The organism is uncultured Paraglaciecola sp. (assembly GCF_943787955.1).
In the GTDB taxonomy this organism is placed as follows: Bacteria; Pseudomonadota; Gammaproteobacteria; order Enterobacterales; family Alteromonadaceae; genus Paraglaciecola.
The window spans coordinates 196,193-222,766 of the sequence record NZ_CALSOK010000013.1 but is presented as its reverse complement, the minus strand read 5'-3'; the positions used below and the strand labels follow the sequence as shown (position 1 = coordinate 222,766).

Below are 26,574 nucleotides of genomic sequence, written 5' to 3'. Positions count from 1 at the left end.
AATGGCCAGAGCATTTGGATCTGACTGAAAATTATACATATTATGATATTAACGTTTAAATTATAAAAAACTGACCATTTAGTCTACTATTTATTGTATTTAACATCGCTAATCGGGATAATAATTATATTAGGTCTCTTTAATGGAGCGTCACATGATCAGCTTTTTACTTAACAACGATATAATCCACATAAGTCAAGCCAGAGCTGACTTAACTTTGCTTGAGTATTTACGGGAACAAAAAAATCTGACAGGTACTAAAGAAGGCTGCGCTTCAGGGGATTGTGGCGCCTGTACAGTAGTATTAGCTGAAGTCGTCTCTCCAAATAATACACCAAAGAGAAATCTTCAATATAAAGCTATTAATAGTTGTGTGACATTTTTATCCGCATTACATGGCAAACAATTGATTACCGTTGAGCATTTACAAGATGAAAAAGTTTTACATCCAGTACAACAAAGCTTGGTAGATCATCATGGCTCACAATGTGGTTTTTGTACTCCAGGTTTTATTATGTCGATGTTTGCACTTTATCAGCAACAAGAACAACCAGACAGAGAAACGGTTATCCAAGCACTTTCTGGCAATTTATGCCGCTGTACAGGGTATCGTCCCATTATCGATGCCGCATTAAGTGCATGCCAAAATAAGCAGATTGATAAATTCGAACAAGCAGAGATCCAGACTGCTAAACGTTTAGAAGAAATTAAAAGTCAAAATATCAGTACAGATAATTTACTGGTTCCGACTTCAAGACAAGAGCTAGCAGCAGCGAAAGCTAAGTATCCCCAAGCTGGTATATTTGCAGGTAGCACTGACTTAGCGTTACAAGTCACACAACAGTTAAAATCCTTCGATAAGCTTATTGCCTTAAGTGCGATGCCTGATTTAAACCAGCTCGTTGAACAAGAGTTGGGATTATTAATTGGTGCCGCCCTTCCCTTTGGTAAAATGGAATCGAGCTTGTTAAAACATTTCCCAGAGTTATCCGAGCTTTTTTGGCGCTTTGCTGCCACGCCTATTCGAAATCAAGCCAGTCTTGGTGGAAACGTCGCCAATGGTTCGCCTATAGGCGATATGCCACCTGCATTGTTAGCCCTCAATGCCGTTATACATATCGACAATGGGCTTCAAAAAAGATCCATTGCAGCAAGTGATTTCTTTTTAGATTACCGCAAAACCGCATTATATAAATCTGAATGGATAGAAGCGATTTTTATCCCTTACACAGATCACAAAAATCTCGTTCGCGCCTACAAGGTATCAAAACGCTATGAAGATGATATTTCAGCAGTTTGTGCCGTGTTCAATTTACAAATCATTGATGGAAAAGTACGCAACATCAATGCTGGTTTTGGCGGTGTAGCGGCTATCCCAGCAACAGTTTTAGAGCTCAATACTCAGCTTAAAGGCAAATCTTGGTCTAGTAGTGAAACATTTGATATAGGCAAAGATATCCTCAAACAAGCTTTCACGCCTTTAGATGATGTGCGGGCAAGTAAGATGTATAGAATTAGTATGTTGACTAATTTATGGAAACGTTTTTGGTTAGAAACAAACCAAAGTACCCAGAAAATTGCAACTCGTGTGGTACATATTCCTCTATTAAGGAAAGAAATACGACATGCGTAAACTTATTGAGCAGCCTACATTTGATGCCAAAAATCAAGCTGCTGCAGGCAAATCACATAATCATGAAAGTGCAGAGCGTCAGGTCAGTGGTCAAGCTCGATACATTGACGATATGCCAGAGGCTGCAAACATCCATCATGTTGCAGTCGGCGTTAGTCATGTAACCAGTGGCATAATAATATCCGTTGACTTGTCACAGGTAAAAACCAGTGAGGGGCGTGATAGATGTGATCACAGTAGATGATATACCTGGCCATTCAGACATAGGTCCAGTTTTCCCGGGTGACCCATTGTTAGCCGGCCCGAAAATCTTGTACCACAGCCAACCTATATTTGCAGTTTTAGCGACCAGCGTAAATTTAGCTCGTCAAGCAACATTAAAAGCAAACATTATTATCTCGCCTACAGAAGCTTGTTTGTCGGTGAGTCAGGCCAAGGAGCAAGAAAATTTTGTGCGACCACCACACTTTATGCGCCGCGGAGATTTTGAACAGAGTTTTGCCAAGAGCCCTATTCATATTGAAGGTGAATTGATCATAGGTGGCCAAGAGCATATGTACCTTGAAGGCCAAGTGTCTATGGCCATCCCCGAAGAAGAAGACCGAATGTTAGTTTATTCTTCTAGCCAACATCCCAGTGAAGTACAAAAACTGATTGCTGAAGTATTAGATATTAAATTACACAAAGTAGTCGTCGACATGCGACGTATGGGAGGTGGATTTGGTGGTAAAGAAACACAGGCTGCTCAATGGGCTTGCATAGCAGCACTATTTGCTAGTCGTAATAAAGTAGCAGTCAAGCTTCGACTGCCACGCATGATGGATATGATGGCAACAGGTAAGCGTCATCCATTTGAAAATAGATTTAAAGTAGCCACTGACAATCAAGGGCTAATACAAGCAACCCATATAGACATAAACGGTAATTGTGGTCACTCACCCGACTTGTCAGATGCCATAGTAGACCGCGCCATGTTCCATGCTGATAACGGTTATTTTCTGGCAGATTGTTATTTAGAAGGGCATAGGTGTCGAACTAATCAAGTATCTCATACTGCCTATCGTGGCTTTGGTGGCCCGCAAGGCATGATAGTTGCTGAATCCATGATGGATGCGATTGCTCGCAAGTTAGGTAAAGACCCTTTAGCTATTCGTAAACTCAACTTATATGGCAAAGATAGTAGAAACACAACCCAGTATGGCATGAAGGTTGAGCACAATTTATTAGCTGACCTAATTGATAAGTTAGAAGCATCAAGCGATTACCAACTGCGCCGTAAACAAATTACAGAGTTCAATAAAGGCAGCTTAATTATTAAAAAAGGCTTAGCCTTAACACCTGTAAAATTTGGCATCTCATTTACCGCAAAACATCTTAATCAAGCAGGTGCTTTACTGCATATTTATACCGATGGCAGTATGCAAATTAATCATGGCGGCACTGAAATGGGCCAAGGTTTACATACCAAAATTGGTCAAATAGTGGCTAATGAGTTTGGCGTACCCTTGTCCCATGTTGAAATTACTTCAACTCGAACCGATAAAGTCCCAAATACATCGCCTACAGCAGCTTCTAGTGGCACAGATTTAAATGGTAAGGCTGCACAAAACGCTTGTTTGATTATCAAACAACGGCTGGCGGAGTTTTATGCTAAACAGGTCAAAGGCAACCCTAAACTCGTTACCTTTACAGATCAATCGGTGTGTTTAGATGATCATAAAATTGCCTTTACGGAATTAATTCAACAAGCTTATATGGATCGTATCTCGTTATCAGCTTCAGGTTTTTATAAAACACCAAAACTTGAATATGACCGTTCTAAAGGCAATGGCAGACCATTCTTCTACTTTGCCTACGGTGCAAGTTGTTCAGAGGTGTCTGTTGATACATTAACTGGCGAATACAAGGTTAACCGTGTTGATATATTGCATGATGTAGGCAAAAGCCTGAATCCAGCCATTGACATTGGCCAAATTGAAGGGGGCTTTATCCAAGGTATGGGCTGGTTAACCAGCGAAGAATTGTTATGGGACACTAGCGGTAAACTTATCAGTAACAACCCTGCAACCTACAAAATCCCGGCTATTGGTGATACACCAGAAATTTTCAATGTTGACTTATACCCCAGAGCAAACGACGAAGATAGTATCTATCATTCGAAAGCGGTGGGCGAACCGCCCTTTATGCTTGCTAACTCGGTTTGGTGTGCATTAAAAGATGCAATATCCAGTATTACTGATTATCAAATTGAACCGCTGCTGCATCCACCCGCCACGCCTGAAAAGGTCTACAACGCAGTTGAACAAGCACAAGCTTGGATGGAGAACCAAGCATGAGCCTCCAGAAAATACATGGTTTGACGCACTCTACCAATGCCAACAGCAGGGCAAAAGTTATGTGATAGTCACATTACTTGCCACTGCAGGCTCTACTCCCAGAAATGACGGTACAAAGATGGTAGTGTGTGATGACAGTGTTTTTGACACCATTGGTGGTGGACATCTTGAGTTTGAAGTAATTAAACAAGCTCGGAAATTGCTGTATGAAAATATCACTTGTCAAAAAGTAGAACATTACCCCCTTTCGAGTAAATTAGGTCAGTGTTGCGGTGGTGCGACCAATGTATTGTTTGAAGCACTCACTCAGCATAGCCAACATATTGCTATTTACGGTGCAGGACATGTATCCAGAGCATTAGTACCTATATTAGCGCAATTACCGTTGCAAATTAGCTGGATAGACAACCGCCAAGATATGCTTGAAGAAATCGCTCAACAAAGACAACCAAATAACGTGAAGTTACTGACTAGTGAACACCCCGCAGATACCATTGCCACTTTACCTAACAAGTCTTGGGCGATGATCATGACCCATAGCCATCAATTGGACTTTGACATAGTCGAAGCAGCGCTGCGCCGAAAAGATATGACCTTTGTTGGCATGATAGGTTCAGATACCAAAGCAAGGCGCTTTAGAACTCGACTGTCACACCGTGAGTTTGAACACAAAAATATTCAACGACTTGTTTCTCCTGTTGGTTTATTAGACATTCCAGGCAAACGTCCAATTGAAGTAGCCGTATCAATGGCGGCGCAATTAATCCAACTTTTAGAGCCAGAAAAAACCAGTCAATCTCAACAAAAACAGGCATGGCGAGACAATAAGCAACTTATACAATCTTTGGTAACAGCTGAATGAATCAGAAAAACACATTGTCATTACTCACGTTAAATAGCCTAGAAAGTCAACAAGCTGAAAAATGGTTCAGCCAATGTTGTGCCTCACCTAAATGGTTTAAAGGCATGGAACACGCTAGACCCTACGCTAATATTGAAAGCGTCGTTCAAGCCGCAAAAGACATATGGCAACAATGCCCTACATCAGAATTTTTAACCGCATTTGAAGCCCATCCAATGATAGGCGACGTGAATAGCTTACGTAAAAAGTATGCAGCAACGAAAAATATGGCCAGTAATGAACAACAAGGGGCAAACGATGCAGACGATGAAACGTTACAGAATTTAGCATCAGCCAATCATGAATACCTGAATAAGCATGGCTTTATTTTTATAATTTGTGCCAGCGGCTTGAGTGCCAACATTATGCTGGATGCCCTTATGTTACGTTTAGCAAATGATACCGCGACAGAAATTGCACTTGCCGCAGCAGAACAAATTAAAATCACCTTACTAAGATTAGAGAAGGGATTAGTCAATAAACTAGAAAAAGGAATACAAGCATCATGAGCATTAGCCTTTCCAGCCATGTGTTAGATACCACATTAGGTAAACCCGCTGCCAATATGAAATTAGCCCTAACGACTCTAGATGGGCAGGTCATTGTTACACAAACTGATAGCGATGGCCGTTGTAATCAATGGCAAGATTATAATTTTCAAGCCGGCGAATATTGTTTACGTTTTTTTACCAAAGACTATTTACTGACCCATCACAGCAGTGCATTTTATCCCTTCGTAGATGTGCATTTTGAACTTACCGAAAACGGTGGGCATTATCATGTGCCACTGCTTATTTCACCTTTTGGTTTTAGCAGTTATCGCGGCAGCTAGTCTGGTATTTATTGTTGCAATTAAAGAGAAAGCCTTATTTATGACAACTCAAGCGTATCGCGCTTCGATATTACATTTTCCGAAAAAGAGTTATAGTCCCAAACAGGACTATGTGTACTTTGATGATGGGATTCTGGTTACGCGTAACGGAAAAATTGAATTTATTGGCGAGTATAAAAACCATATAAATCAATATCCTGAAGCAAATATCAATGATTATTCAAACAAGTTAATTTTACCTGGCTTTATTGACAGTCATTTACATTTTCCACAAACAGAAATGCTGGCTAGCTTTGGCCAACAGCTACTTGACTGGCTAAAAGATTACACTTTTCCTGTAGAACGTAAATTTGCTAACTACGAATACGCCAGTCACATTGCCAACATATTTATTAAACAATTACATCGCCATGGTACTAACCACGGGTATGGTGTATTCGTCGGTGCATAAACAAGCAGCCGATGCGCTTTTTGAAGAAGCAGCGAGTCACAACATGTTACTCATTGCTGGTAAAGTTTGTATGGACAGACACTGCCCAGATTGGCTACAAGACACGCCACAAAGTGCCCAACTAGACAGCGCCGCACTCATCGAAAAATGGCATAATAATGGGCGGCTCAAATATGCCATCACACCGCGTTTTGCGCCTACCAGTAGTGCTGAACAATTACACGCTTTGGGAGAATTAGCACAGCAATACCCTGATGTATTTATACAAACTCACCTGTCTGAGAATCATAAAGAAATTGCTTGGGTAAAAGGCTTATTCCCTGAGCGTAAAAATTATCTAGATGTTTACGATCATTATGGTTTACTCAGAAAAGGCGCAGTGTTTGGTCACGGTATCCATTTAGAACAAGCTGAATGGCAACGCTTACAAGAAACCCAGGCAAGTATTGCGTTTTGCCCCACTTCAAACCTATTTTTAGGCAGCGGTCTATTCGATTTAGCCAAGGCCGAACAACAAAATGTGCCTGTAATGCTAGCAACCGATGTAGGCGGCGGTACTAGTTTTAGTATGTTAAAAACCATGGGCGAAGCTTATAAAATTTGCCAACTTAAAGGTAATCAGATGGATCCTATGCATGGCTTGTATCTTATGACTCAAGGTGCTGCAGTAGGATTAGGACTAGAAAATGATATTGGTAACCTTAATCCCGGCACAGATGCAGACTTTGTTATCCTTGACCCAGAATTTGACGAACTCAGTGCGTTACGCTTTGAAAATCACCGCACACCTCAAGATATTATTTTTGCACTTAGCATGTTAGCTGATGATAGAGCCATAATAGCCACTTATGTAGCAGGCAAAGTTGTCTACCAAGCCGATAAACAAGTATTAAAAGGGGCACATTAATGTTGCTTGATTGGATTTCATTATTTCTTCGCTGGTTTCACGTTGTCACTGGTGTGGCATGGATAGGCGCATCGTTTTATTTTATATGGCTAGATAATAATTTACGCACTCCACCTGACTGGAAAAAACAAAAAGGTATCAAGGGTGATTTGTGGGCGGTGCATGGCGGCGGCTTTTATGAAGTATCTAAATACGAATATGGCCCAGAAGTCATACCAGAAAAACTTCACTGGTTTAAATGGGAAGCATACACCACATGGATCAGTGGTTTTCTGTTACTCAGTTTAGTGTATTACCACGGTGCTGCGATTTATTTGATTGATAGTAATGTTATGGATTTAACCCCTACCCAAGCAATAAGTAGAGGTTTAGCCCTGATTTTTGGCGGGTTATTTATTTATGAAGCCGCCTGTCGTAGCCCGCTGTCAAAATACCCAAAAGTCTTCGGCATCATGTTTTTAGTGATGCTAGCGGCAGCCAGTTACTTGGCCACTCATTGGTTCAGTGGACGGGGCGCTTTCATTCATGTAGGTGCGTTAATCGGTACCATCATGGCCGGTAATGTATTCTTTAAAATTATGCCTGCTCAAAGATTAATGGTTGACGCAGTGGCCAATAAAACAGAGATTGATCCTAGTTGGGGACTGGGTGCCAAATTACGTTCGGTGCACAACAACTACCTTACCCTACCCTTGTTATTTATTATGATCAGCAACCATTACCCTATGACTTACCAACATCATAATGCTTGGTTGGTATTGATGGCAATTGGATTAGTTTCAGCTTGGATACGTCATTATTTTAACCTAAAACATATTGGTATTTCTCGCCCCTCTATTTTGGTCACAGGCGCGATTGGTATGGTAATTATTGCTGGCTGGGTATCCATGCCTGTTACAGTTAAAGAAGACATGTTAACAACAGAACAAGCACCTGCCATTGAACTCAATGCCCAGCAACAACAAGTATTCGATGTTATACAAACCCACTGTGCCAATTGTCATGCAGCTAAACCAACAGATGAAATTTTTGTGGTTGCACCTGTAGGATTAATGTTCGATACATGGCAGCAAATAGAGCAACGTGCGGCGGTTATTCATAATCGAGCCGTTGTAACTAGAGACATGCCCATGATGAATAAAACGGGGATGACTGAAGCAGATAGGCAAATTATAGGAAACTGGTTTAAGGGTTTATCGTCTGATTAAGAGATCGCCAAAACAATGATTTTTTTGGGATACACATCTCACCGTCAAGTGTTGCAACAGTGATGTGTAGCTTGTTATCCAGTATGACCTGCCCAGCACTGAAATGGTGTGAGTAACATCTGCCTTGTGCAGATGTTACTACGCAGGGTTTTCCTGCAATATCGGCATAAGTGCCTAAACTGCTAAAGGCACGTAATGTAGTTAATAATTGAGCCGTGGTTTGCTGCCAATCAAGAGTTTGTTCGTCCACTGTAATGGAAGGCCAGTGACTACCCTGACCTTGTGCTTGGCTATTTTGATAGTAATCATCAATATTTGATAACAAGGTGAATAATAAGCCAGGTGTTTGCTGGAAGACTTTACAGCTCAAACTATCAAATGTTTCATCTTCATCTAACGTAAATGGTTTTTGCAGCAGAACATCACCAGCATCGAATTCATTAATAAGTTTGTGTAACGTGATCCCAGCGTAAATTGATTGTTTTAAAATTAAGTGAGGCAAAGGTGTCATGCCTCGCCCCTGTGGCAAAATGGTGGGATGCACATTGATAGCGTATTTTAGAGTAGATGGAACGGGTATCTTCCAAGGGTATTCAGCACTGAAAAACAGCTCGACTCCCTGCTCAATTAAGGTTTGCATCGCGTCTAATGTCGGCCTACCAAAACAAAGCTGGATATTATTTTTTTGTGCGAAGTGAATAACCTGGTCTGAAAACGAACTACTTTCCCCTGTATAAATGACAGTAAATTCATGTCCCAGATGCTGAAACACCTCAAGACATGAAGATAATGGATCATAACCAAAATATGCAATTTTCATAATAAAAAATGTATCTCCAAATCTGAAACCTCTAGATTAGACACTAAGACTACCAGCCAATCCACTTCTAGGCACTAGACCTTATCTTTAAATAACTCACTAATGTTAAATAATTGATATATATGATGTTAATTATCTGTTTTAATTGCACAAACCCAATTAGGTTAAGCTTTATGTTCGGTATTTTTAAACCCGCTCCGCACCTTCCATCAAAACCACAAGACCAAGTCGACAATGATTATAAAAAACTGCGGTGGCAGGTTTTTATCGGCATTTTTGTCGGTTATGCGGGTTATTACTTAGTACGTAAAAAATTTCTCATTAGCCATGCCTTTTTTAATTGAAGAGCAAGGTTTTAGCAAAGGTGAGTTAGGTATAGCCCTATCAGCGGTTTCTATTGCCTATGGCTTAAGTAAGTTTTTAATGGGTAGCGTATCAGACCGAAGCAACCCGCGTTTTTTTCTGATGACCGGACTGCTTATATCTTCAGGCGTGATGTTTATATTTGGCTTTACCTCTTGGGCAACCCAAAGTATCGGTTCCATTTTTATCTTATTGTTTTTAAATGGCTGGGCGCAAGGCATGGGCTGGCCTGCTTGTGGCCGTACTATGGTGCATTGGTTCTCAGGTAATGAACGGGGTAAAACGGTTTCTTTTTGGAATATTGCTCACAACGTGGGTGGCGGTTTAATCGGACCTCTTTCTATATTAGGTATGGCTTGGTTTAATGAATGGCACAGCATTTTTTATGTACCCGCCTTTGCCGCGTCTTTAATAGCAGTATTTATCTTTTTTACTCTGCGCGATACGCCACAATCATGTGGATTGCCTCCCATAGAGGCATACCGCAACGATTATCCCAAAGATTACGATGCATCACACGAGCAAGAGTTTAGCGCTAAAGAAATATTCTTAAAATATGTACTTAATAATAAATTACTGTGGTTTATCGCTGCGGCTAATGCTTTTGTTTATCTTATCCGATACGGCGTTTTAGATTGGGCACCTACCTACTTATATGAGGTAAAAGATTTTTCTTTTAACAAAAGCTCATGGGCGTATTTTCTATATGAATGGGCTGGTATTCCGGGGACCTTATTATGTGGTTACATCAGTGATGCTTGGTTTAAGGGCCGTCGCGCGCCGCCTGCAATATTATATATGGTGTTGGTGTTGGTAGCTGTTCTTGTCTATTGGTTTAATCCACCGGGTAACCCTAGTGTAGATATTATTGCGCTGATGGCGATTGGCTTTTTAATCTATGGTCCCGTGATGTTGATTGGCCTGTTTGCTTTAGAATTAGTCCCTAAAAAAGCTGCTGGCACCGCTGCAGGGTTAACCGGCTTATTTGGGTATTTAGGGGGAGCAGTAGTGGCCAACATTGTTCTAGGTTACACCGTTGACCACTTTGGCTGGGACGGTGGTTTTATACTCTTAGTAGGGGGGTTGTATTTGTGCCATCATATTGATTGCTATGACCTTAAAACACGAAGTTGCACATGAGAGTAATCAAGCTCCCCAATAAAAGTAACTACAACAAACTTTAGATACAAGAGACATCATAATAATTCCAATTGGGTTGATTACCTCACAATTATCCCAATTGGAAAGTCAGTCTTAAGCGAATAGACTCAATAACTCACTCATTATTAGTCTTAAGCTCTCTTACCCATACATTACGAAAGCTCACTTGGTTGCCGTGATCTTGAAGTTGCAGTGGAGCGCACTCGTGAGCTTTATAGCTAGGAGCTCCTATCCATTCAGTTTTGCCTTGAATTTCAACGTGATTTTGCACCAGTACCCCATTATGCAAAACAGTAACATAAGCAGGTTCACTCAAAGCTTTACCGTTAAAACGCGGGCCCGTATTAAATAATATCGTAATACTGCCATTGACCAGCAGGACGCATAACATTTGCCAACGGTATACTCTGTTTATAGACACTAGCTGCCTGACCATTGGCATAGGTCGGGTTATTGTATGAATCTAACACTTGGATTTCATAACGCTGTTGCAGAAAAATCCCGCTATTATTACGTTGCTGACCTTGAAGCCCCTCTACATCAGTAGGCGTTTTCCATTCCATGTGTAATTGTATATCGCAGAAACTTTGTTTGGTCTTAATATCACCACTACCCAGGTTTCACCATAAAACTACCGTTTTGCACAAACCAGGGGGCTTCACCACCTTTTAAAGCCAGCCAACCGCTTAGATCCTTACCATTAAATAGTATTATCGCATCTGAAGGGGGTTGTCCATCAGGAGCGGATACTACCATTGGAACAGGCTCCCAAATCTCACTTTTTTGAGCCATCTTTTCCCGCAGCGTCTGTTCTTCTTGCGCAATACTGTAGCCGCTGATGATGGTCGTCATGCATATAAATAGAATTCCGAGGCTTGTATTTTTCATCAACTTTATCAATTTAGTTCCTCTATAATGCGAAATTTAAATTATTTTTCTAGCTTTTTTTCACTCTATTAAAACTAAAGATTTATGTAGCCCAAGCCTTGTCTCCTTTCTTATAAGGCAGGTCGCCGTCGTAAGAGCCAGGTATCGCCTCATACCTGAGTACCTTAGTTGCGCCTACTTCCGAGGAGAAAAAGCTAAATAAAACTAATTGTTTAATTATCGTAAAGTAGTGAGGCAGCACTAATTCTTTTTCGTTAGACGAGCTATTGGCAAATACTGTTTTTTTATTTTGCATATCGGCCTCTTCATCTATCGATGAGAGCAAAGCTGTGCGTTGTTCATGGGTCAACAATAAGAAATCTTTAGCATAACGCGTCTTAGCCTTTGACTTTAAAGACTCAATGCCACTTTTGACTGCTTTTTGCTGGACTGGTGAATAACAGTCAGCCAGCAATATGGACATTATACTGCCCACATTGGCATCTTTTGCTCCAGGCGAATCAGTGCGGGGAATAATGATCTCACCCACTTCATTAAAAAACGCCACTTCGTCATTGGAATAACCGCTGTCTTTACTATCTTGTATCGGCATGACCGTGTAAGCCAACACATTGGAGCCTACAAATGCAGTACCTGTTGCGGCGGCAATCATTGATAGCAGATCTCGTCTTTTCATAATTAAAGATTACCTTTTTTTAGCTCATCTACCGCAAAATTTGCTGCTCTGGCGGTTAGAGCCATATAGGTTAAAGAGGGATTAACACAAGAAGCAGACGTCATACAAGCGCCATCGGTTACAAATACGTTAAGCGCATCCCAAACCTGATTGTATCGATTAAGTACCGAGGTTTTGGGGTCTCGGCCCATGCGCGCCGTACCCATTTCGTGAATACCCATTCCAGGGTAGTACTCGTTTTCAAACCCTTGTACATTACTCAGGCCAGCAGCTTCAAACATATCCATAGCATCCTGCTGCATATCTTTTCGCATACGCAGTTCGTTATCTCGAATAGTAACGTCCATGGCCAGTACGGGCAGTCCCCATTTATCAGTCTCTTTAGGTTTTAAATAAATGCGATTGCTATGTTCAGGTAACATTTCACCAAAAGCAGTCATACCGATTTGCCAAGGACCAGGTTCGCTCATCGCATTTTTTAAGTCAGCGCCGATTCCCATTTCTGCTACATCTCGTCGCCAACCCTGACGACTTGCAGAGCCTTGATAACCAAAGCCACGTAAATAATCACGTTTATCATCACCCCAGTTGCGAAAGCGCGGCACATAAAAGCCACTGGGTCGACGTCCATAATAATATTTGTCATCAAACCCCTCCACTGTCGCAGAAGCCCCTACCCGAAAGTGATGATCCATGACATTGTGTCCCAATTCACCACTGCTACTTCCCAACCCCCCTTCCCAAACATCTGTAGCCGAATTCATCAGTAACCACGCTGAATTAAAAGACGAAGCGTTGACAAAAATAATCTTACTAGTGAACTCATAATTTTGATTGGTTTGGGCATCAATTACCACCACACCTGTGGCGCGTTTTGTATCTTTATCATACAGAATTTCTTTTACTATCGAAAAGGGACGCACTGTCAAGTTACCGGTTTTTAATGCGGCGGGCAAAGTGGATGATTGGGTACTGAAAAATCCGCCAAAGGGACAGCCTAACCAGCATTTATTGCGGTACTGGCAATTGGTGCGTCCTTGTTCTGGTTTAGGCTCAGTCATATTTGCGGTGCGACCAGAAATTAAGTGGCGTGAGCCTTTAAAGGCTTTTTCAATCCGTGCTGATACATCTTTTTCAACACAATTTAGCAACATGGCAGGTTGAAATTCACCGTCAGGCAGAACATCCAGACCGTCACGGTTGCCACTGATCCCAGCAAAACGTTCAACATAATCGTACCATGGAGCAACGTCTTCGTAACGAATTGGCCAGTCAACGGCAATCCCCTCTTTGGCATTAGCCATAAAGTCTTCGGTGTTTAAGCGATAACTCTGACGACCCCACAATAATGAGCGTCCACCAACATGATAACCGCGATACCAGTCAAAACGTTTTTCTTCAACATAAGGCGATTCATTTTCATTGGCCCACATGCCAAAAGTAGCCTCATTTAATGGATAGTCTCTGCTCAGCACAGGAAAGTCTTTTTTCATCTCTTGGGTAGGCCGACCACGATGTGGATAATTCCACGTTTCCTTGTGCATATTTTTATAATCTTTGACGTGTTCTATATTTTTGCCACGTTCAAGCATTAAGACTTTAAGTCCTTTCTCGGTCAGTTCTTTGGCAGCCCAACCACCACTGATACCTGATCCAACAACTATTGCGTCATAATAATTATTCGCCACTGTTAGCCCCTGTTCTTTGTTGACCGATTAAAGTAATGTCTTATTCAGACATCACAAATTTGAATGGCGTTTCGTAGCGATTCAATTTGACCTGTCTGACTTTCTGCTGTGGGAATAAATTCCTGTGCCAAGAAACCGGTGAAACCGGTATCACGTATCGCTTTAGCAATAGCGGGATAATACAACTCTTGGGTGTCGTCAATTTCGTGCCTTCCGGGTACACCGGCTGTATGGTAATGGCCAAAATATTGGTGATGCTCTCTAATAGTCCTAATAATATCGCCTTCATTAACTTGCATATGATAGATGTCATATAGCAACTTAAAATTAGGTGAGTCCAACTCTTGGCACAAAGCCACTCCCCAATCTGAGGAATCAGCCATGTAATCTGGATGATCAATTTTGCTATTAAATAACTCCATTTGTATCACTACGCCTTTTTGTTGAGCGAGGGGTAATATCCGTTTAAGACCCATTACCGCATTTTTAAGTCCCACTTCTTTTGCCATGCCTCTGGCATTTCCACTAAAACAAACTAAATTTGTATATCCAGCCTTGGCAACCAGATCAATATGCTGGGTGTAGCGTTCGACTAATTCGTCATGAAACTGCGGATGGATCCAGCCATCAACTAAATTTATTTCTGCACCGTTACACATAGACGAATCGATGCCATAACGTTTAAGCATTGGCCAGTCTTTAGGCCCAACTAAATCAATCGCTGAAAAACCTATTGTATTCACCGCCTTACATAAATCTTCGATTGACAAATCACCATATGTCCAGCGTGCAACAGAATGATTGATATGACCTTTAAGTAATAATAATTTGGACTCATATGCTCTGCCACTAAAACTAAGAGCGACATTAGAGCCCAGAGCTGCACCAGTTAAAGCGATACCTTTAAGCAGATTTCGACGTGGATTATTCATTAATGGTCACCTTCTTTTATTTGATGCCAGTAATAATATGGCAAATATAACAGGCATAAACCTGGCCGAAAACAAGTGAATTTTGAGCTGGATAATAAAGTACAGAAGATTAGAAAAACTTTATAAATTTTTAAGTGCGGGCACCCAGCCTTCAACGTGAATTTTATGAATTATTATGAAGCATAATTCCAACCAATGTTAACAAAGAGTTAATAACTTTATCGAAAATTAACATGCTTAAGGTACACAAAGATCGGTTTTTAATGCAACAAATTCGGCGTTTCAACGTGTATTTTAAAAATTTAAAATTTAAAAATCTAAAAAACTGAATATCGAAAACGATTTGACCTAAAATATTACTGAGCAGATTGTTTAGCTTATATTTTTACTTAAAAATAATGCTTAAAATAGAGATTTGCCTTTGTCTCTTTTAGATAGGTAAGACAGTTAGGTACTATTTATTCAGGCAGGTCTGTAAGCTAGAGGTTAAATGTTGCCCAAAGGCACTGACGGTTGCATAAAGTTTTCCCACATTTCGAATATAAATACTATTAACAAACCAAACATACAATACTCTCCCAAGCCTTGATCTATAAAGCTAAATTAAATATAACGCTTGTGCTCAGCCAAATACCCTAAGATTAGAAACACCAGAATAACAGTCAATCCCCGATGCAAATAAGGAACCCATAATATAAGCTGTTTTACATATGACGTGGCAAATACGACTCACAACCCGTATCCAAAAACACAGAATCAGTATAAATATTAAGGTGCGAATAACAAAATGGTAAGGACTGATCATACGTTTAATATGTGTATTTAAAAACATCCCCATACACCACTAAAATAGTGGTCAAAATCGTTAAGGAAATTTCATTATAATAGGGTTGTGTCTATTGGCTAATCTGAGTTAACACCGACAGGGCCAGTGCATCTAGATAATCCCTCCTAGCTCAACGAACATATCTATCATTTCTTGCTCATTCAGTACCTTAACACCTAATGCTTCGGCTTTTGCCAATTTAGAACCCGCTTTTTCTCCTGCCACAACACAGCTAGTTTTAGCAGACACGCTGCCCGCTACTTTTGCACCCAAGGATTGAAGCATGGCCTTAGCTGCGTTTCTGTCCATTTTTTCTAAAGTACCTGTCAGTACAAATGTTTGTCCTGAAAGCGGTAAAAAGTCCACCTCGATTTTTTCAATTTTAGGCCAGTGTATGCCTGACGCTAATAACTCATCAACCACTTGAACATTATGATCTTCTGCAAAAAAATTGACTAAATGTTGAGCTACTATCGCACCTACATCACTCACTTCTTGCAAACTGTCTATATTGGCTTGTTTAATGGCTTCCAACTCACAGTAATGTGCTGCTAGATTAGCTGCAGTCGCTTCGCCAACCTCTCGAATACCTAACGAATATATAAACTTAGCAAGAGTGGTTTGCTTACACTTTTCAAGTGACCTAATAAGGTTGGCCGCCGATTTTTCTCCCATACGTTCTAAGTTCGAAATTTGCATAAACTCTAATTTGAAAAAATCAGCTGGGGTTTTAACTAATTTTTGGTCGACTAATTGCTCGATTATCTTGTCACCTAAGCCATCAATATCAAACGCTTTGCGCGAGGCGAAATGTTTCATTGACTCTTTAAGCTGGGCAGCACAATATAATCCGCCAGTACATCTGGCTACCACTTCACCTTCGAGTTTTTCGATAGCAGAATCACAAACTGGACACATTTTTGGAAACACAATGTTTCGTGCATCTTCAGGGCGTTTATCAACAATCACCGAGACGACTTGAGGGATTACATCCCCTGCCCGCCTTATAATCACGGTATCGCCAACTTTTAAACCAAGGCGTTTAATTTCGTCAGCATTATGTAAAGTAGCATTAGACACGGTCACCCCGCCAACAGATACTGGCTCTAGTCTTGCGACAGGTGTAATGGCCCCTGTTCTTCCAACCTGGAACTCCACGTCTTGCACCACAGTCATTTCTTCTTGAGCAGGGAATTTATGAGCAATGGCCCATCGTGGAGCTCTGGCTACAAAGCCAAGCTTTTGCTGTAATTCAATGTTGTCGGCTTTAAAAACAACACCGTCAATATCGTAATTAAGTGAGTCACGAATATCACCTAGATGCTGATAATAATCCAAACACGCTTGTGCCCCTTGAGCGACTTGTAATTCCTTGCTTAAAGGTAAGCCCCAATCGCTGAGTTGCTTTAATCTTGCTGAGTGGCTATCAGCTAAAGGATATTGTTCGTTTTCAACTAAACCTAAAGAATAACTAAAAAATAATAACGGGCGCTTAGCAGTAATACGAGAGTCTAATTGGCGTAAGCTTCCAGCAGCAGCATTGCGAGGGTTGGCGAAGACTTTCTTATCTTGCTCTACCTGAGTTTTGTTTAACTTCACAAAGCCGTCTCTGGTCATGATCACTTCGCCGCGCACTTCCAAACGCTGGGGATAGTTAACACCACGCAAGGATAATGGAATATTACGAATAGTACGCACGTTGGCAGTAATATTTTCACCCACACGGCCATCACCACGAGTCGCTCCGCGAACTAATATACCGTGTTCATATAACAAACTGACAGCTAATCCGTCTAACTTGGGTTCACAGCTGTAACTAATTTCAGCATCGTTTTTGAGCCTGTCTTGCATACGCTTTTCAAAGGCTAAAAATGACTCTTTATCAAAGGCGTTATCCAAAGACAGCATTGGCAATTCATGTGTCACCTGTTCAAATTCAGGTAATGGCATGTCTCCGACTTTTTGGCTTGGTGAATCACCTGTCAACAATTCTGGATATTTTAGTTCGATTGCTTGTAACGCTTTCATCTGCCTGTCGTATTCGGAATCAGGCACACTAGGGTTGTCTAACACGTAATATTGATAGTTATATTCTGAGATAATGATTTTAAGTGAAGCGAGATGCTTAATAATATCTTGCGAGGCTGCCATAAAAGCATTCCAGTAAAAAATAAGTGATATTTACCCTAAAATTAATCCAAAGGTAAAAAAATAATAGTGTGGTATGGGTCAGTCTCTTAATAGGCGTTGACGTTCGAATTCTCGAATTTTTTCCACATATTGCTGCAAGCTTTGATTTGTTAATAAGGTGCGCTTGCCATCATATATTTGTGTTGAAAACTCTTCAGCAATTTTGCGTGCAGCATTATGCATCATGTTAAATACTTGATGAGGCTCACCTTCAGTCGGTAAGATCATAAATAACGAAATGCCGTGAGTGGTAAAGTTTTCTAAGTTATCTATATCGAAATTACCTGGCTTAAACATGTTGGCTAGGCTAAACAATACCGGTCCTTTGCCATTTGAGTTCACATGGCGGTGAAAAATATCCTGATCACCAAATTTAAAGCCCAAAGTAAGTAACATAGGAAGTAACGCAGAGCCTAGAATAGGGTTATCATCTGCCGACTTAATATTAAGCACTAACACCACTTGTGGTTGCTCTGACTCTACTGGCTTAGTTTTTAGTTCCTCTTTGGGCTCAGGTTTAGCAGTCGGTTGTTCATCAAAATCAATATGCATTTGATCTTCAGCAATCTTAGGATCTCGATGTTTTTTTACTGAAGCAACTTTTTTAATTTTGACTAAATTACGTGCTTTTTCTGTCAAACTAATGCTTTCAACTAAGGCAGTATTAGGTATATTCTCAGCTTCTTTTTGCACGGAGACCCCAGAGGGATTTTCATTAGTTGGCTGCTCTGCTAAAACGCTAGAATCACTATCAACTTCAGATTCTGGCCCTTCTTTTTTTAATAAAAATGGTGGAGGTTCTGGCGTTTGATAATTATCTTTTGAGCTATGATGAGAGGACACTGAATAATCTGAAGAGACATCTTTAGGGGATACACTACTATGGTTTGATGTGTCTTGTTGCTGTGAAATAGATAAGGATTCTACTTTTGAAGATGTGTATTTAGTAGCATACTCAGGCTTTGGCTGTGTCACTACAGACGCATAAATTTTGCTTGTTGGTGCTTCTGTATCTGCATTAACTTTTTCGGCATCAGGCACAACTCGCACTGCGCTTAAACCCAATTCATCAAGTTCATTTATTGATGACGTTGCTTCAACTATATCAGTTGCAATTTCATCTACTCCAATATCGGATTTGATATCCAAATCGTCATCAGTGCCGCCACTCTCGTAATGGACCTCCTCGTTAAAATCATCAGAATCAGTCTGCCAACCAGAAGGTTGATACTGCTGTTCGTTTTTGTGTTTACTCGCGGTTAATTTCTTCTCGCTATTTTTTCGAGACAACCAAATACCATGAATGGCAACACTAACAATCACCAAACTGCCTATTACTAATAACGACCATCGTAAACCATCTGCTTCCATTAAATTACTCGTACTTCTTTAATAATGATTAAAAGGGCTAATGTATTTTTGCTTAGGCCTGGGCAATTGCCACAGCTTCATCAACGTCTACTGCAACCATTCGTGACACTCCTGGCTCAGCCATTGTAACACCAGTTAAATGTGTTGCCATTTCCATGGCTATCTTATTGTGCGTGATAAAAATAAACTGTACTGTTTTTGACATTTCTGACACCAACTTACAAAATCGAATTACATTTGCATCATCCAGAGGCGCATCAACTTCATCTAAGAGACAAAATGGCGCGGGATTCAATCTAAAAATAGCGAACACCAATGATAAAGCGGTCAATGCTTTTTCTCCACCGGAAAGTAGGTGAATGGTACTGTTTTTCTTCCCTGGTGGCCTAGCCATAATAGTGACACCTGTATCGAGTAAATCGTCATCGGTTAGTTCAAGATAAGCCGTACCACCACCAAATACCTTAGGGAATAACACTTTTAGGTCTTCATTAACTTGATCAAAGGTTTCTTTAAAACGTGTGCGGGTTTCTTTATCAATTTTACGTATAGCTTGCTCTAGTATTTCTAAAGCAGAAACCAAGTCATCATTTTGGTCATCAAGATGTTGTTTACGCTCAGCCTGGATATCATATTCTTCAACAGCTGCAAGGTTAACCGCACCTAGTCTATCCAAAGACGTGATGGTTTTATCTAATAGTATTTGCCAACTTTTCTCATCTGCGTTATCAGGTAAGGTGTCTAAAACTGATTGAAGGTTATGCTGCATCTCTTGGAGTTGTTCTGATACACCATTGGCTCTAACACGGTAACCTTCACATTCAAGTTTAATAATTTGCAGTTCACTTTGCATAACCTGAATTTTATCCGTAATACCTTTTTGACCTTTTTCAGCCATTGTTAAATTTTCATCTATTATGGCTAGTTTGTCATTTAACTCTTGTTGCTGAATGTCCAAAATGTTTTTTTGTTGTAACAGCTGTTGTAACGATCCTTGTTGGGCTTTCAGTGGTAGAGTCAATTCAACAAACTCAGATTTTAATAATACCAACTTTTGTTGCATGTTATGTAAAAATTGTGCTTCACGCTGCTGATTAGTGGTTAACCCTTGATATTGACTTTGTATACTTTGTAAGTGTAAAGCTAATTGATGTAAATTATTTTTAACAGATTCTAGCTTAGTACGACCATCAGAGATTTTTTGCTGTTGCTGCTCTCGGTTTTGCTCAAACTCAAGTTGCTGCTCTTGTAACAAGTCGACTGTTAGTTCCAGCTCTTCTGATTGCTTCGACAAATCTTCAAGCTGTTGCTGTTCCTGTTCTAAAGTAACTTGTTGGCGCAGTAATTCTTGTGATAATTTAGTATTGCGGCCCATTTTTTGTAGGTGTTGTTGAGCCAGTAATTGCTCTTTATTCTTTGTTTGCTGTAAATTGAGATTTAGATGTTCATATTGCTGCTTGTCAGTTTCTGCTATTTGTTTAGCAACACCAAGCTTACCTTCGGCGTCACTGACCGATGACTCTGCATCTAAAAGGTTCCTTTTGACATCTACAAGTTGAGCATCAAGCAGTTTAATTTGATTAGCGCGTTTTAACAAGCCTGTTTGCTGGTCATTACTACCTACAATCATCCACCCTTGGCCTAACCAATAACCTTCGAGGGTCACAACACTTTGATAACTAGTCAAGTCAGCTAATATTTCCAGACCTTGTTCAAGGTCGGTAGCATACATAATATGAGTTAACCATTTGGGTACAGTGTCATTATTTAATTTAGACGTAATGCTTTTTTCTGGTTTGGTGGCAGTGCATTTATCAATGTAGTTATCTTGAAACAACCAAGCAGAACCAGACAATTCAACTAACTTACCCTGACCAGTGTTTTCAGGCAGCACAATGGCACGCTGCCATAGCTGAGTAAGGGTTTCGAATGCATCCTCCCAGCCACTTTGAATATCTAAAGAGTGTATCCACGACTGGTTACTAAGCTGATGTTTATGAATAAATTCTTGTGAGCTAGTATCAAGCTCATTAATTTGTTGTAATGCATTTAAAGCCGCCAGCTGAGCTTCAATGCTTTGTAAGTCACCTATTACCCTCATTTGGTTGTGCTCAGCTTGTTTCAAGTTAAGTTGAGCACTCTTCTGTTTGGACAGACTTTGCTGTGCATTTTCAGAACTTTGTTGTGCCTGATATCCAAGCGTCAATATTTCTTTTTGGCAAGCTTCTATCTGCGAAGCTAACTCATCGGCCAAAATTTCACATAGCTCATCTTTCAGCTCGTTAATACGCTGCTTAGTTCGCATTTGCATAGACATCAAAGACTGAATTTTGCCATGACAACTTTGTGCTTGTTGTTTAACTTGATTAAAATATAGATCTTGCTTTTGCCATTGATGTTGTTGCTGGCTAAATTGCTCTTCTGCTTCAAGCAAGTCACTTTTTGCTTGCTCTACCTGATCTTCAGATAATTGTTTTTCTGGTTCAGCCAATAAAATCTGCTCTGATAACACCTCAATTTTTTCAAAGTTGTGCTGATGATGGGCTTCATTATCAGTAACAGCGACTTGCAGGGCGTTGGATTCTTGTTCAATTTGCTGACGTCTTTGTTTGGTATGGATCTGATTCTGTTCAATACGGGTTATATCGGTACTCACTTTAAACATTTGTTGCTGAATATCATTTAGCTGTTGTTTAGAATCTTGTTGCTGTTGTTTAAATTCAACAATGTCTTTTTCTTCATTACGCTGTATGGCCACGTAAGCATCGATATCGGCATTTTTTTGGGCGATAGTTAATTCTAGCGTATCGATTTTTGCACTCTGCTGTAACCAGCGAATAGCGGCTAATTCAGCTTTGTAACGGCGCTCATTTTGCTTGAGCTCTTTGTATCGTTTAGCGGCAGTGGCTTGACGTTGTAGTTTTTCTAATTGCTGGCCTAATTCACCACGAACGTCTTCTAGGCGCTCTAAGTTTTCTTTAGTATGTTGAATACGGGTTTCAGTTTCTCGGCGCCGCTCTTTGTACTTAGAAACGCCTGCAGCTTCTTCAATAAAGACTCTTAGCTCTTGAGGCTTAGACTCAATCAAGCGGGAGATCATGCCTTGTTCGATTATCGCGTAACTACGGGGGCCTAAACCTGTGCCTAAAAATAAATCCGTCACGTCACGGCGGCGACACTTTGTGTTGTTTAGTAAATAACTCGATTGTGCTTCTTTAGTTACAATACGTTTAACCGACAACTCGTTGTAACCCGCATATTCACCTTGAATACGCCCTGATGTATTATCAAACACTAATTCAACACTGCATTGTGATACAGGTTTACGAGAAGTGGAACCGTTAAAAATAACGTCTGTCATGGAAGCGCCGCGTAAATTTTTAGCAGAGCTTTCACCTAATACCCAACGTACAGCGTCAATCACATTGGATTTGCCACAGCCATTTGGCCCGACAACCGCAGTCATATCGTCTGGAAAAGGGATAGTGGTTGGGTCAACAAAAGACTTAAACCCAGCCAACTTTATTTTTTTTAAGCGCATATAAAAATGAAGTCGTTCCGAAAGTTGTAATTATTTTTTTACTTCTTAGGTTGAATGTACCAAAAGTCATCAAGTGTAACAAATGACGTTTTGCCACATCGCTATAGTTACGTATAGTGTAAAAATTACATTTAATAAAAAAAGGTGTTTTTCATTCATATAAAACATCAAAAATAACTAACATCACAGGTGTCATATGGATTATTTTTTTCAAGGTTTTAGATTAATCACCACCAAAGGATTGAAACGCTTCGTATTTTTCCCGTTGGCCATTAATCTTATCTTGTTTTCAGCAGGTTTTTACTATTTGTTTGGTGAGATCAGCAGCAGTATTTTGTGGTTAACGGATCTCATTCCCGATTGGGAATGGTTGAGTTGGTTAAAAGACGGTTTAAGTTACATCATTTGGCCGATCGCCGTGATCACTATTTTGTTAGTCTTTGCTTTAATATTTGGTACCTTAGCGAACTGGATTGCCGCTCCTTTTAATGGGTTGTTAGCTGAAAAAGTAGAACAACACCTTACAGGCCAACGTATGGACAACTCCGGTTTAACTGATGTATTTAAAGACATACCACGCACATTATGGCGTGAACTGTCAAAGTTCACCTATTACATACCAAGAGCCATTGGCTTTTTGTTATTGTTTTTTATATTGCCTGTATTCGGACAAGTAATATGGTTTTTGTTCTCTGCTTGGATGATGGCCGTTCAGTATTGTGATTATGCCTTTGATAATCACAAAGTGTCGTTTAAAGATATGAAACGGGTATTACAAAACAACCGCTCTCAAAGTTTTAGTTTTGGGATCATTGTCAGTATATTTTCGCTGATCCCCATTGTTAATTTTTTAGTGATGCCAGTAGCAGTTTGCGGTGCAACCGCTTTATGGGTCGATGAGTTGAAAGAGCAGGTTTAAAGTAACGTTATTTAGTTCTTAATAGTTGTACAATGAACATCTAAAATATTACTGGGGTCATTAGTGTTAGTTTACCTCTAATCAAAGACAACATTCCGTATTTCATGACCGTTCAGGTATTACCTGTTTGCTTACTAGAATCAAAAAACCAAGCAAAGAACAGCATAAACAAAAATCATAAAAGCCATAGAAGCTTTAAAAAATGCCTGCTAGAACATCAGTAGAACGATGACTCTGCCATAAGTACGTTGCTCCCGTTGGAAAAAACATGTCATTGATGAACGGTATTTTCTGGTTTAAGTATTAATGTTTATAATTCTTTATCACAAAGCTTTCAGTCACTGGATATTTTCACTTATAATATCGTCGTTTGTTTATTCATTTTTAATTGAAGCAGGTGTTATCATTGACTACTAAATCGTCACCCTTATTGTCTAGATTGACTTATTTTTGTTGGTTATTCTTTCCTTCATTACTTATCTTTAGTGCTTCATTTATTTTTTCAACACTGAATTGATGGTAAACTTGTTAGTAAACCTTTGGTGGATGAGTTATGCCATCTCGGTCATTGCGGCGATGATTGCATGGCAATTTGGACGCAGCCGACTGGTATATGCTTGTTTACTACTTTTTACTGTCGTCGCCAACAAAGAATTAACATTATCACCAGAATTGCTGGAAGTGACATACAGCGGTACCTTATTTGGTTTTGTATTTTTGTTATATAGCAAAGATAAAGGATTTTCTGCCCATAACTTATGTTTCAGTTTAGTTGTTTTATTGGTGTTATTTGTATTGAGTTGGTTATCCATTCCATCATTACAGTTCGTCAGCCACACGTGGTTAACCTCTATAGACAGCCAATTATTCCGACTATTTCCTGATATACGTTCCTTCGTTACACCCTTTAATAGTTTACTGCTAATAGTTGGGTTAATGCTTGGCATGATTAGGTTATGGTTAAAAATAGATAACACCCATAACGCATTGTATTTTGCTTTGGCATTAAGTGCATTTATGCATATCTATAGCAATGTCAATTTTGGCTTGAACACAATAGTGAGTTTTGCAGGCTTGTTTTGTTATTCAGTACTCAAAGATAGATTTACTATGGTCTTTAAGGATGAACTAACAGGTATTACCTCTAGGCGAACATTGATGCAGTATGTGCAAACCCTTGGGCGAAAATACACTGTGGTGATGTATGATATTGACCATTTCAAAAAGGTTAACGATACTTACAGCCATCATGTAGGCGATGAAGTCTTAAAATTAGTAGCCAGTAAATTAGATAAAGTAACAGAAGGAGGAAAAAAACTTCGATTTCACGGTGAAAAATTTATTATAATTCTTCACCGTAAAATATCTAAAGAGGTGATGCCTTTTGTGGAATTAGTGCGCAAAACCATCGCTGATTACAATATTACTGTTGGAGCCAACCCTCGCCCACCTAAACCCCAAAACATTTACCAAATAAATTTCCAGCTAAAAAAGTATCTAAAGAAAAAGTAGTTACAGTCACCACCAGCTTGGGTGTTGCACAGCGAACAAAAGAACATTCTGATTTTGAAATCATAATGAAACAAGCTGACATTGCCCTGTATGCCGCAAAAAAAGCGGGAAGAAATTGTGTAAAGGTTGCCAAACAATGAGTTTTAGCTTGTGAATATTAAAAGTATTAAAAAATTACTAGTGCTTGGTTACGTATGGCCTGAGCCTAATTCATCAGCTGCTGGCAGCCATATGCTAAGTTTACTGACCTTCTTTAACCACCAAGGTTGGCAGATTACTTTTGCTAGCCCTGCCCAGCAAGGCGAACACAAGGTAGACTTAACTGAGTTGGGTATCGACGAAAAAACCGTGGCACTTAATTGCAGCAGCTTTGATGACTTCATCAGTGAACTCAATCCCAACATGGTGTTATTCGACCGCTTTATGCTTGAGGAGCAATTTGGCTGGCGGGTGGCAAAATATTGTCCTGATGCACTGCGCATTTTAGACACTGAAGATTTGCACTCACTGCGCCATGCTAGGCATCAAGCATTAAAACAAAACAGACACTTAACAAATCTTGATTTGAATAATGATATTGCAAAACGTGAAATCGCAGCGATTTTTCGCTGTGATTTGAGTTTAATTATATCTGATTATGAATTAAGTTTGCTCAAAAATCATTTTTCCATACCTGAAAATATTCTACATCACTGTCCATTTATGCTGGACTTACGGCACTTTACATACGCAGAAAAAAAACTACTCAGACAGGCAACATTTCATCAGTATTGGTAACTTTCGCCATGAGCCTAACTGGGACGCGACACTGTTTTTAAATCAAATTATATGGCCGTTGATCCGTAAAAAATTACCCAAAGTCGAGTTACATATTTACGGAGCCTATCCACCGCCAAAAGCCACCCAATTGCATAATCTCAAGGAAGGTTTTTTAGTTAAAGGCTGGGCTGAGGATGCCAAGCACAAAATGCAACAAGCAAGGGTATGTTTAGCCCCGTTACGTTTTGGGGCAGGTATAAAAGGTAAGTTAGCTGAGGCAATGTTTTGTGGAACGCCAAATGTTACTACCAACATTGGTATTGAGGGCATGACAATGGGATTAGACTGGTCTGGGCTGTCCACAGATTTAGATAAATTTGATAATCATAAAAACAGTGCCGAACATTTTGCAGAACATGCCATACAGCTTTATCAAAACGAAGAGTTATGGCAGCAAAAACAACAAAATGGGTATCGACTTATTAATGCTAATTTTGATAAAGATAAAATCCAACCAAAGATACTCGCCCGTATCGGTGAGATACAAGACAACCTTGAAAGTCATCGTGCAAATAACTTTATTGGACAGATGTTGCATCACCACCAACTAAAAAGCACTCAGTATATGGCCCAGTGGATTGAGGCGAAGAACCGCTAGAC

The 26,574-nt window shown here is 40.0% G+C and carries 15 protein-coding genes and 5 pseudogenes; 12 read left to right on the top strand and 8 right to left on the bottom strand.

Annotated elements, in window-relative coordinates; translation table 11 throughout:
• The first annotated feature begins 154 nt into the window (after positions 1-154).
• The 7 genes and pseudogenes from xdhA to Q0Y52_RS12985 all read left to right on the top strand — a co-directional run bounded on the left by xdhA (position 155) and on the right by Q0Y52_RS12985 (position 8,268).
• On the top strand, positions 155-1,633 hold the full coding sequence (gene xdhA / locus Q0Y52_RS13015; protein WP_297822222.1) for a xanthine dehydrogenase small subunit: 1,479 nt from the start codon (positions 155-157) through the stop codon (positions 1,631-1,633).
• A pseudogene (gene xdhB, locus Q0Y52_RS13010) lies at positions 1,626-3,969 on the top strand (xanthine dehydrogenase molybdopterin binding subunit). Before xdhA ends, xdhB begins: the two are co-directional and overlap by 8 nt.
• Positions 3,932-4,831, top strand: coding sequence for a xanthine dehydrogenase accessory protein XdhC (gene xdhC / locus Q0Y52_RS13005; protein WP_297822220.1), 900 nt, complete (start codon positions 3,932-3,934; stop codon positions 4,829-4,831). Before xdhB ends, xdhC begins: the two are co-directional and overlap by 38 nt.
• Positions 4,828-5,379 (top strand): 2-oxo-4-hydroxy-4-carboxy-5-ureidoimidazoline decarboxylase, encoded by a 552-nt coding sequence (gene uraD, locus Q0Y52_RS13000; RefSeq protein WP_271862288.1) that lies wholly within the window; start codon positions 4,828-4,830, stop codon positions 5,377-5,379. The genes xdhC and uraD overlap by 4 nt, the downstream gene beginning before the upstream one ends.
• On the top strand, positions 5,376-5,702 hold the full coding sequence (gene uraH, locus Q0Y52_RS12995; RefSeq protein WP_271862289.1) for a hydroxyisourate hydrolase: 327 nt from the start codon (positions 5,376-5,378) through the stop codon (positions 5,700-5,702). Before uraD ends, uraH begins: the two co-directional genes overlap by 4 nt.
• 40 nt (positions 5,703-5,742) lie before the next feature.
• Positions 5,743-7,060: pseudogene (gene guaD / locus Q0Y52_RS12990) on the top strand (guanine deaminase).
• Complete coding sequence (locus Q0Y52_RS12985; protein WP_297822215.1) at positions 7,060-8,268, top strand: urate hydroxylase PuuD; 1,209 nt, start codon at positions 7,060-7,062, stop codon at positions 8,266-8,268. The pseudogene guaD and the gene Q0Y52_RS12985 overlap by 1 nt, the downstream one beginning before the upstream one ends.
• Here the strand turns inward: Q0Y52_RS12985 and Q0Y52_RS12980 are convergent.
• Complete coding sequence (locus Q0Y52_RS12980; RefSeq protein WP_297822214.1) at positions 8,246-9,088, bottom strand: formyltransferase family protein; 843 nt, start codon at positions 9,086-9,088, stop codon at positions 8,246-8,248. The two genes, Q0Y52_RS12985 and Q0Y52_RS12980, sit on opposite strands and share 23 nt — an antisense overlap.
• A 173-nt stretch (positions 9,089-9,261) precedes the next feature.
• On the opposite strand from Q0Y52_RS12980, the pseudogene glpT reads away from it, so the two are divergent.
• Positions 9,262-10,613, top strand: a pseudogene (gene glpT, locus Q0Y52_RS12975) (glycerol-3-phosphate transporter).
• Positions 10,614-10,727: 114 nt separating this feature from the next.
• On the opposite strand, the pseudogene Q0Y52_RS19560 reads toward glpT, so the two are convergent.
• The 7 genes and pseudogenes from Q0Y52_RS19560 to smc all read right to left on the bottom strand — a co-directional run bounded on the left by Q0Y52_RS19560 (position 10,728) and on the right by smc (position 22,724).
• Positions 10,728-11,464 (bottom strand): annotated as a pseudogene (locus Q0Y52_RS19560) (DUF1080 domain-containing protein).
• 118 nt (positions 11,465-11,582) lie between these two features.
• Positions 11,583-12,176 (bottom strand): gluconate 2-dehydrogenase subunit 3 family protein, encoded by a 594-nt coding sequence (locus Q0Y52_RS12960; RefSeq protein WP_297822210.1) that lies wholly within the window; start codon positions 12,174-12,176, stop codon positions 11,583-11,585.
• 2 nt (positions 12,177-12,178) lie between these two features.
• Complete coding sequence (locus Q0Y52_RS12955; protein WP_297822208.1) at positions 12,179-13,864, bottom strand: GMC family oxidoreductase; 1,686 nt, start codon at positions 13,862-13,864, stop codon at positions 12,179-12,181.
• A 44-nt stretch (positions 13,865-13,908) separates the two neighbouring features.
• Positions 13,909-14,796, bottom strand: a complete 888-nt coding sequence (locus tag Q0Y52_RS12950; RefSeq protein WP_297822206.1) for a TIM barrel protein — start codon at positions 14,794-14,796, stop codon at positions 13,909-13,911.
• 937 nt (positions 14,797-15,733) lie between these two features.
• Positions 15,734-17,773, bottom strand: coding sequence for an NAD-dependent DNA ligase LigA (ligA, locus tag Q0Y52_RS12945; protein ID WP_297822204.1), 2,040 nt, complete (start codon positions 17,771-17,773; stop codon positions 15,734-15,736).
• Positions 17,774-17,851: 78 nt separating this feature from the next.
• The gene (zipA, locus tag Q0Y52_RS12940) at positions 17,852-19,183 is read right to left on the bottom strand and encodes a cell division protein ZipA (RefSeq protein WP_297822201.1); all 1,332 of its coding nucleotides are present in this window, start codon (positions 19,181-19,183) and stop codon (positions 17,852-17,854) included.
• A 52-nt stretch (positions 19,184-19,235) separates the two neighbouring features.
• A complete protein-coding gene (smc, locus tag Q0Y52_RS12935; protein ID WP_297822199.1) occupies positions 19,236-22,724 on the bottom strand; it encodes a chromosome segregation protein SMC in 3,489 nt (1,162 codons plus the stop codon).
• 196 nt (positions 22,725-22,920) lie between these two features.
• Between smc and cysZ the strand changes: the two genes are divergently transcribed.
• The 4 genes and pseudogenes from cysZ to Q0Y52_RS12915 all read left to right on the top strand — a co-directional run bounded on the left by cysZ (position 22,921) and on the right by Q0Y52_RS12915 (position 26,572).
• The gene (gene cysZ, locus Q0Y52_RS12930; protein WP_297822197.1) at positions 22,921-23,643 is read left to right on the top strand and encodes a sulfate transporter CysZ; all 723 of its coding nucleotides are present in this window, start codon (positions 22,921-22,923) and stop codon (positions 23,641-23,643) included.
• A 525-nt stretch (positions 23,644-24,168) separates the two neighbouring features.
• Positions 24,169-25,155, top strand: coding sequence for a GGDEF domain-containing protein (locus tag Q0Y52_RS12925; RefSeq protein WP_297822195.1), 987 nt, complete (start codon positions 24,169-24,171; stop codon positions 25,153-25,155).
• Between the two features lie 17 nt (positions 25,156-25,172).
• Complete coding sequence (locus Q0Y52_RS12920) at positions 25,173-25,295, top strand: diguanylate cyclase (protein WP_297822193.1); 123 nt, start codon at positions 25,173-25,175, stop codon at positions 25,293-25,295.
• A gap of 25 nt (positions 25,296-25,320) precedes the next feature.
• Positions 25,321-26,572, top strand: a pseudogene (locus Q0Y52_RS12915) (glycosyltransferase family 4 protein).
• Positions 26,573-26,574 lie beyond the last annotated feature (2 nt).